Origin of the sequence: Trichlorobacter sp., assembly GCF_030247655.1 — a bacterium.
Taxonomy (GTDB): domain Bacteria; phylum Desulfobacterota; class Desulfuromonadia; order Geobacterales; family Pseudopelobacteraceae; genus Trichlorobacter.
On sequence record NZ_JAOTRZ010000367.1, the window covers coordinates 1 to 1543 of the forward strand.

Genomic DNA, 1543 nt, shown 5'->3' on the forward strand with positions numbered 1-1543 from the left:
CCGAGATCTACACTGGAAATCTCGTCGGCAGCGTCAGATGTGTACAAGAGACAGTCGTTGCGCATCCGCCAGAGATGGTCCAGGGCAGAGTGGTAGACCTCAATTTCCGCTTCAGAAAGAATCCCCTTGATTACCAGTTCTTTGGGGTCTTCAAATTTGTACTTGACCTGGGCCACCCAAAGGGCGGTCTGCAGGTCGCGCAAGCCGCCTTCGCCCTCTTTGATGTTGGGCTCAAGCAGATAGATGGTGGCGCCATACTTGTCCCGCCGCCGCCGCATTTCAGCGATCTTTTCCTTGATAAATTTATCGCTGGCCTTGGGCAGAATCTGGGAATAGACGGTCTTGTGCAGGATGACAAAAAGAGGTTGATGACCGGCCAGATAGCGTGAATCAATCAGTGCGGTTTTGATGGTTGTGTCCTGGGCAGCCATTTCAACACAATCAGCTGGGGTACGTACTGAATAGCCAACATCCAGCCGCAAGTCCCACAGGAAGTAGAGTAGCTTCTGGGCAAATGCCTCCACTAGCTCTACCGGCACACTGCCATCGTGCAGGAACATAATATCCACATCGGAATAGGGGTTGAGTTCGCCACGGCCATATCCCCCCACCGCAACCAGGGTTAGGTGGCCGGTCAGGCGTTTGCTGTCAGCCCCCATCATGCTTAGGATGCCGTTAAACAACGTGGAAACCATGGCATCCATAACCGCTGAGAGTTGATGGACCACCTCGGTCCCGCTTGCACCGGCTGCATGGCGCTGACGGATTTCTGCGTGGGAGTCGGTTATGAACCGCTTGCAGGCTTCGAGTATTTCTGATCGGCGTTCATCAAAGCTACGTTTGTCTCCGGCAGGAAATATCTCTGCTGCAGAAATCAGGTGCATATGCATGTGGAGCATTCCTTTTAGCAGCGCAACTGGTTATAGCCAGCCTTTGCGCTTGAAAATATAAAGCGGCAGCACAGCAGAGATAACGATCATACAAAGTGCCAGCGGGTAGCCGAACCTGAGATCAAGCTCCGGCAGGTATTTAAAGTTCATGCCGTAGATACTGGCTATCAGGGTGGGCGGCAGGAAAATGACGGACATAACGGTGAAAATCTTGATCACTTTGTTTTGCTCAATGCTTAAGAAGTTGAGAAACAGGTTCTGCAGGTAATCAAGCCGTTCAAAGTTAAAGTTGGCTGTAGTAATCAGGGAGTTAACATCCTTGATCATGATGCTGAAGTCACTCTTCAGGGTGCTGGGCATCTTGCCGCTCTTCAGCAGGGAAGAGAGCACCCGTTGCTTGTCGGTAAGGTTTTCCCGGATGGTGATGTTGGTGGCCTCAAAATCTGCCATATAGGAAAGAAACTTTTTGGTATCGTCAAAGTTGCTGGGATTAAGTCGTGCAATACTGGCTATTTCCCGGGAGACCGCCTCCAGGGTATCGGCATCGTCTTCAATCCGCATTTCCAGAATACCACCCATCACCCTGGCACCATCAGTATAATGGCTTGGGTTAAGCAACAGCTTGCGATTAAAATCACCAAAAACCGGTTGTT

2 protein-coding genes are annotated in these 1543 nt (G+C 50.9%); both read right to left on the reverse strand.

What is annotated here, in order from left to right; translation table 11 throughout:
- On the reverse strand, positions 1-890 hold an 890-nt coding region (locus OEL57_RS16765), incomplete at its 3' end, for a nucleotidyltransferase domain-containing protein (RefSeq protein WP_300742088.1).
- 30 nt (positions 891-920) lie between these two features.
- Positions 921-1543 (reverse strand): CorA family divalent cation transporter (locus OEL57_RS16770; protein ID WP_300742089.1); only part of this gene is annotated, 623 nt, incomplete at its 5' end.